Genomic DNA, 6,575 nt, shown 5'->3' on the forward strand with positions numbered 1-6,575 from the left:
CTTCGCCTTGAACTCCGCAGAATAGCGCTTTCGTTTCGTCATCTCAGGTCAGTCCTTCGTCAATCGCTAAAGCTTAGCAACTGGTCCGAATTCCTGCGACCACCTCTCTAGCAACTGGTCAGAATTCTTACGACCACCTCTGCAGGCAAAGCCGGCAATTGCTGAAGGTTGAGGCAAAATACGACACGTCCTCTTCCAAGCCGCACCTGCCGCCGTATGCCACAACCCGCCGCTGAGGCCTGTTGCAGAACGACTGAAAGAGCGTAGCGAGCCGCACATGTTAATCACAATCGCAAACACGATCCTCAAAACCGGTGAGAATTGAAAGCATCAGGCGGGTTGATAAACACAATTGCTAGGATTGTTGAAATTTGCGTGGCTCATACGGCCGGATTAATAGAACAGCGCAATGTAAGCACTGAATATTTCTAGCAGTTAATACCTTAGCCGAATGCTTTAGCAGAAAATGGTGATGATACTGCTAACGTATAACTAGCTTATCAGTCCGGCTCCGAAATTCGGTCTTTCGCAATTATGGCTATACGACTAAACTCATCTGCAATCGCCAATTCAAACGCGTTACCATCGGTTGGAACCGCTCCGGGGTCTTCCTGACCGTCGCGCATCACTTCTCGTTGTTCTATCCACTGCATAATATCATATCTAGTTTCTTGCGGCAGTGTCGCAATCAACCGAGCTAAAATACGGCGATGGGCCAGAATGCGACCCTCTGTTGCGGTAGATGTATCGTTTATCATCTGTTCACTCCTGCTTATCAGGGTGAACACTGGAACCTAGGTCAGGTTCCGCTTGCAGCAAAACATGGTCGTACGGGGTTCTGCCATCTGATCTCGAAAAGGCCCTATGGAGTAGGGTGCCTATTCGAAAACTGCACGGCTTTGATGATGTAACTTCTCCCCCTTGTGGATCCTTAAAGACCCACCTTGGTACACAAATGCTGTCGGGGGGCGGTTACATCATCAAAGCCATCGACATTGCAAAGTTATGAGTCTGGTACCTTGCAAGAGGTTACGTCGACATTAGTCTTTGACAAGGGCAGACGTACGCCCGCCTCGAAACCGTCTGCGCGGCCATTTGCGGGCGAATACAAGTTCAATAATAGGCTATTGCTGCGGGTGATGGCCGAAACGATTGCCAGTCCCAGTCCTGATCCTTCTTTGCGGGAGTATGCACGTTCAAAGCGTTCTGTCAGGTTTGGAAGGATTTGCGGCGAAATGACCGGCCCTTCGTTCACGACGCGCAGCCAGCCGTCGCGGGACAGGTTGACCTCTACATTGCGCCCGTGAACAACGGCATTCTCGATCAGGTTGCGGGCCAGAATGGCCAGCGTATCCGCGTCCATGTGAACCATAACAGCATCATCCGGAACTTGCAGCGGTGCGCGGTAGTCATTGGCAATCATCCGTAGGATGCGGGTGGCGTCAACGGCCTCGGCCCCAAGGCTTGATATGCTTTCAGCCCGCGCAAGTTGTATAAGTTTTTCGACCAGACGGGTGGTGCGCTTCAACTCGACCTCGACGATGCTGGCGCGGTCATGGACAGGGCCATCAGGCGCTTCTGCCAATAATCGTTGGACATGGGCCAAGATTGCGGCGATCGGGGTGCGAAGTTCATGCGCGGCATTGGCTGAAAAAGCGCGCTCGGCTGTGATAGCAGTGTCCAACGTCTGCATCAGCCGGTTCACAGCGTCGCGGATCGGCAGCAGTTCTGTTTGAAGACCTTTGGTGATCAGCGGTTGCAGGTCGCTTGGAGCGCGGTCCGAAACCTCGGCTGAAAGGGTATCAACGCTGCGGAAGTTTCGGCGTGTGAACCAAGCCACGCCTATCAGACACAGCGGCAGAAGGATAAGGGCGGGAACCAGCAAAGCAAGCAGGATGCCCCGCGCAGCTTCGCGCCGTTCCTGTAATGGGCTGGCTACGTCAAGACTGTACCTGTTCAGACTGCGCGTGAAATGTCTGAAATCGCCGATTGTGCTGAAGCCGTCTTCGGGCGTCATGTCAAACATCGCATCGCTCGCCCCGCCCGAGCGCAGGATGATTGTTCCATGAATATCCCGCAGAACCCATGTCAGCAGAACCTCGGATTTTGCAGGGGGTGGTTGGCGGGTCTGTTGTAAGGCCATTGGCAACAATCGGTGTGCCGTTTCCTCCATAAGGCTGTCATAGACCTCGTCCAGCTCCTCGCGTACGACCAATGTGGTGCCGGTCATGGCAAGAAGCCACAGCAGGGTCAGGCCCAATCCGATGCCAAGTGACAGGTCGCGGCGCAGGCTGCGTGGCTTCATCGGGCGACCCGATAGCCCAGACCGCGGAGTGTTTCGATGCTGTCGCGCCCCAGCTTTTTGCGCAAACGGCTAACATAGACTTCTATGGTATTACTCTCGACCTCGGCGTCGAATGAATAGAGCCGGTCTTCCAAGCGGGATTTCGCAACGATATTGCCACGGTTTTGCAGCAGTGCTTCCAGAATAATCCACTCGCGCTGGCTCAGATCGATGACGCCCTGTGTTCCGTCCACCCGCCGCTGCGCCATATCTAACGCAAAGCTGCCGATCCGTAGCTGCGGGTTCGGGTTGCCGGTATAGCGGCGTGCCACGGCACCGATGCGGGCTGACAGTTCTGACAGATCGAACGGTTTTACCAGATAATCATCCGCACCCGCGTTCAACCCGTCAATACGATCCGTGATACGATCCATCGCAGTCAGGATGATGACAGGTGTTGTTAATCCCTGCTGCCGTAGGTCGCGAAGCAGCGCGATGCCGGTACCGTCGGGCAACATCATGTCCAACAGCACAAGGTCATAGGCGACCATCGGCAGAAAGGCACGGGCATCTGCCAGATCGGTGGCCCAATCGACCAGATGCCCGTCTGCTGCGATCTGATCTCGTACAGCCGACCCGATCCCTGCGTCATCTTCGATCAGCAATATCCGCATAATTTCTCCTTGCGGGCGATCATAGGCTGGGTGGTGTGGAAAACTCCAGTGCGTTCAGGTCCGTGTCAGCTTTGTCGGTCATCAGGGGGCACAGCTATATGGATATTGCCGATGAAACTTTTACTGCGCCGCACGGCCCTTGCCGGATTTCTGTGTCTTGTTGTACCGGTCGGCTATCTGGCCCAACTTCAAATTGGTGGTAATTTCCATCCAGTCCTTGAAGGCGACGCCTATCGTTCGGCGCAGCCCGACAAATATGATTTGATATCATGGGTCAGGCAAACCGGCATCCGTAGCGTGATCAACCTGCGCGGCACCCATGTCGGTACCCCGTGGTATGACGCGGAACTGGCGGCATCCGGCGAACTGGGTCTGGCGCATTACGACTTTGGAATGTCCGCCAGCAAAGGCCTTGACCGTACCGAGGCTGCTGCGCTGATCGCGCTATTGCGCAAGGCGCCAAAGCCTTTGCTGATCCACTGCAAGTCGGGTTCCGATCGTACGGGGCTCGCCTCGGCGCTTTATCTTGCCGATTATGGCATGGGTGAGGATCTGGCCGAGAGCCAGATCTCGATCCGCTATGGCCATATTTCTGTTCCCTATACCGCAGCCTGGCCGATCGATCAAAGCTGGGAAGCTTTGGAAGGCTGGCTTGGCTATGAATCCTGAGGCCATCATGACAGTCGCGATTTCCAGACCCTTTAACCAGAAGATCAGGATCGCCGCCCTTCGCGTGATCTTTGCAAGCCTGCTGCCGCTGGTGATCTTCACCCGCACAGGTTGGGGCATGACCGGTGGCATGGCATTAGAGACGGTAGGGATTCTGGCCATCTTCGTGGCGATTTTGGGACGGTTCTGGGCCATACTCTATATCGGGGGGCGCAAGAATGCCGTTCTGATGCAAGAAGGGCCATACTCGATCTGCCGCCATCCGCTTTATCTGTTTTCGACGATCGGTGTGACGGGGTTCGGCTTGATGCTGGGCAGTGTGACGCTGGCGCTTTGTCTGGGCGGCACCGCGTTCTTTATTATGTCGATGACAGCCGCCCGAGAGGAACGGTTCCTGAGCGAGACGTTCGGAGGCCGCTTTTGCCTCTATGCAGCGCAGGTGCCACGAATGCTGCCCGCATGGCGCTTGTTCCGCACCTCTGAACGGGTGACTGTCGACGTTGGAACCCTGTCACGTAATGCCGCAGACGCTTTGGTTTTCATAAGCCTTATTCCCCTTGCGGAACTTTTCAGGTGGATTGCTGCATTGCAGATTTTCCCGTCGATTGCGCTGTTCTGACGGCTGGCGCTGATGCTTGGATCAGGCGTTCAAGCGCGGTCCGGTAAGCCTGATTGATACAAATGGTATCAAAGGCGCTGTGTTTTACCGAACATACATATGGCAATATCCCCCTCACATAGGGATCTATATGTTACGCCACAGCGTAAATTGTAATAATTTACGTTGCAGCGTAAATGTACCACGTTTACGCTGTGGCGTAAAAGAGGGGTTTTATGGAAATCACCGTCAGAACAGCCGGCCAGATCGGGAATGCCATTCTTGAGGCACGCAAGGCACGTGGCTGGACCCAAGGGGATGTCAGTGCACGCACCAACCTGAGGGTGGCGACGATTTCCTCGTTGGAAAATGGCGACACGGGGATCAAGCTTGCAACCCTGCTGACAGTTATGGCGGCCCTTGGCCTTGAATTCCGGCTGGCCGAACGCGGCGGTTCAGTCGCGATCGAGGATATTTTCTGATGGTACGGCATGCGCACAGCGCCACCATGCAGGTTTCATTGAACGGGCGGCTTGTGGGGCATCTTCGTCTTGCCGGTTCGGGCGCGATCAGCTTTGCCTATGATCCGGCGTGGCTGGCTTGGGAACATGCAATGCCAATTTCGCTTTCCTTGCCGCTACGCCAAGGGGCACATCAGGGTGCACCCGTCATTGCCTATCTGGAAAACCTGCTGCCCGACAATCAGGCGATCCGAGAGCGTGTGGCCATGCGCGTAAGGGCAGGCGGTACGGATGCCTGGCACATGCTTGAAAAAATTGGTCGCGACTGCGTGGGCGCATTGCAATTCTCTCAGGGCGAGGTTGCCGCCTTGGAGGCGCTTGAGGGCGAGGTTGTCACCGATGCGCAGATCGCGGCAATGCTGCGTAACCTCGCAACTGCTCCGCTTGGCATCGACGAAGATGATAACTTTCGTATTTCAATCGCGGGCGCACAGGAAAAAACCGCCTTGCTTCGGCATAACGGCGAATGGATCAGGCCCTTTGGCGGGACGCCGACAACCCATATCCTGAAGACACAATTGGGCATACTTCCCAACGGGATCAATTTGTCGGACAGCGTCGAAAACGAATATTTCTGCATGAAGTTTTGTCGGGCCATGGGGGCGGATGTCGCCGAAGTCGATATAGTGGATTTCGAGAACGTCCGTAGCCTTGTGATCACGCGATTTGACCGTCGCTGGACCAAGGACGGGCGGTTGATCCGCCTGCCACAGGAAGATTTCTGTCAGGCGTTATCTGTGCCGCCAAGCCAGAAATATCAGATGGATGGTGGCCCTGGAATTACCGAGGCGATCGGCTTGCTGTCAGGCAGCGATGATCCATCGGCTGATCAAAGCGGCTTTTTCTTTGCGCAGATATTATTCTGGATTCTGGGTGCAACGGACGGTCATGCCAAGAATTTCAGTCTTGCATTGCGCCCGGGCGGCTTTCGGATGACACCCCTATACGATGTGCTCAGCGCGCAAAAAGCTGTCAATGACGGTCAGATCCGGAAGAACCGCATGCGCCTTGCCATGTCGGTCAACACTCACTATCGCATCAACGAAATTGTCCCGCGCCATTTTCAAGAGAGTGCCAAGGCCGCAGGTTTCGGTGTCACGCTGGCAGCGCAATTGCTGGACAAGACTGCGGGGCGGGTCGTCGCTGCGCTTGATGAAACAATCAAACGACTCCCCGCGGATTTTCCGCGTGAACTGGCACACATCATTTCCGCAGGCGTCCTTGATCGCCTTCCGTCCCTTTGTTTGAAAGATGGATAACTATATTCCTTCATACGAAGGCAATCGCCATAATATTGTCGCTCTCGCCACGTTCTTCGGTCCCATGAATGCACTGCCAACCTGCCGAAGCCATCGAAGGCTAGATTAGAGACGGCGAACAATTGAGTGGCTTGCCGTATGCATTATCTACCGTTTGTTCCCTCTGAAACCAACGCGAGGCTGGCGTAACTGAATATCGGCAAGCCTATTGCACCATCAAATTTGTGGTCAGCCTGGCCACATTCTGCGTCCATACGTTCCGGTTTCCTCGAAGTCTAAGTGCGACCTTAGAACCTTCATCTTGGGCAATGATATTGCCGTGCCAATGAACTAGGGCCGTTATCTCCGAACTTGCCATTGCGGATCATGTGGGCTGTTTCGATTCCGGCAAGTGTCGCTTGTGCTGAATGAAACGCATTGAAGCCAGAGGTGGTCCTAGGCCCCGTGGACATTCATCTTGGAGCAATCAGGGCTGCAGCTAGGTTCCAATTGGCGGTGTAGCTGCAATCGGTCTTGTCATAGCGTGTTGCTATGCCTCGGAATTCCTTGATCTTTGCGAAGTAGTTTTCA

The 6,575-nt window shown here is 54.8% G+C and carries 7 protein-coding genes and 1 pseudogene; 4 read left to right on the forward strand and 4 right to left on the reverse strand.

Annotation, left to right across the window (positions count from 1 at the left end; all coding sequences use genetic code 11):
* Positions 1–500: 500 nt before the first annotated feature.
* The 3 genes from DWB67_RS17395 to DWB67_RS17405 form a co-directional block, all read right to left on the reverse strand.
* The gene (locus DWB67_RS17395) at positions 501–758 is read right to left on the reverse strand and encodes a hypothetical protein (RefSeq protein WP_119808809.1); all 258 of its coding nucleotides are present in this window, start codon (positions 756–758) and stop codon (positions 501–503) included.
* A 245-nt stretch (positions 759–1,003) separates the two neighbouring features.
* On the reverse strand, positions 1,004–2,305 hold the full coding sequence (locus DWB67_RS17400; protein ID WP_119808810.1) for a histidine kinase dimerization/phospho-acceptor domain-containing protein: 1,302 nt from the start codon (positions 2,303–2,305) through the stop codon (positions 1,004–1,006).
* Positions 2,302–2,958, reverse strand: a complete 657-nt coding sequence (locus tag DWB67_RS17405) for a response regulator transcription factor (RefSeq protein ID WP_119808811.1) — start codon at positions 2,956–2,958, stop codon at positions 2,302–2,304. Before DWB67_RS17405 ends, DWB67_RS17400 begins: the two co-directional genes overlap by 4 nt.
* A gap of 111 nt (positions 2,959–3,069) precedes the next feature.
* Between DWB67_RS17405 and DWB67_RS17410 the strand changes: the two genes are divergently transcribed.
* From DWB67_RS17410 to DWB67_RS17425, 4 genes are all read left to right on the forward strand, one after another.
* Positions 3,070–3,627, forward strand: a complete 558-nt coding sequence (locus tag DWB67_RS17410; protein ID WP_119808812.1) for a dual specificity protein phosphatase family protein — start codon at positions 3,070–3,072, stop codon at positions 3,625–3,627.
* A gap of 7 nt (positions 3,628–3,634) precedes the next feature.
* Complete coding sequence (locus tag DWB67_RS17415; RefSeq protein WP_119808815.1) at positions 3,635–4,246, forward strand: isoprenylcysteine carboxylmethyltransferase family protein; 612 nt, start codon at positions 3,635–3,637, stop codon at positions 4,244–4,246.
* Positions 4,247–4,461: 215 nt separating this feature from the next.
* Positions 4,462–4,707: a helix-turn-helix domain-containing protein gene (locus DWB67_RS17420; protein WP_119808813.1), complete on the forward strand. Its 246-nt coding sequence runs from the start codon at positions 4,462–4,464 to the stop codon at positions 4,705–4,707.
* Entirely contained in the window at positions 4,707–6,005 is a 1,299-nt protein-coding gene (locus DWB67_RS17425; RefSeq protein WP_119808814.1) for a type II toxin-antitoxin system HipA family toxin, read from the forward strand. The genes DWB67_RS17420 and DWB67_RS17425 overlap by 1 nt, the downstream gene beginning before the upstream one ends.
* A gap of 452 nt (positions 6,006–6,457) precedes the next feature.
* On the opposite strand, the pseudogene DWB67_RS18535 reads toward DWB67_RS17425, so the two are convergent.
* Positions 6,458–6,575 (reverse strand): annotated as a pseudogene (locus DWB67_RS18535) (IS5/IS1182 family transposase); the annotation flags it as partial.

It is taken from the genome of Paracoccus sp. JM45, assembly GCF_003590715.1.
Lineage (GTDB): Bacteria > Pseudomonadota > Alphaproteobacteria > Rhodobacterales > Rhodobacteraceae > Paracoccus.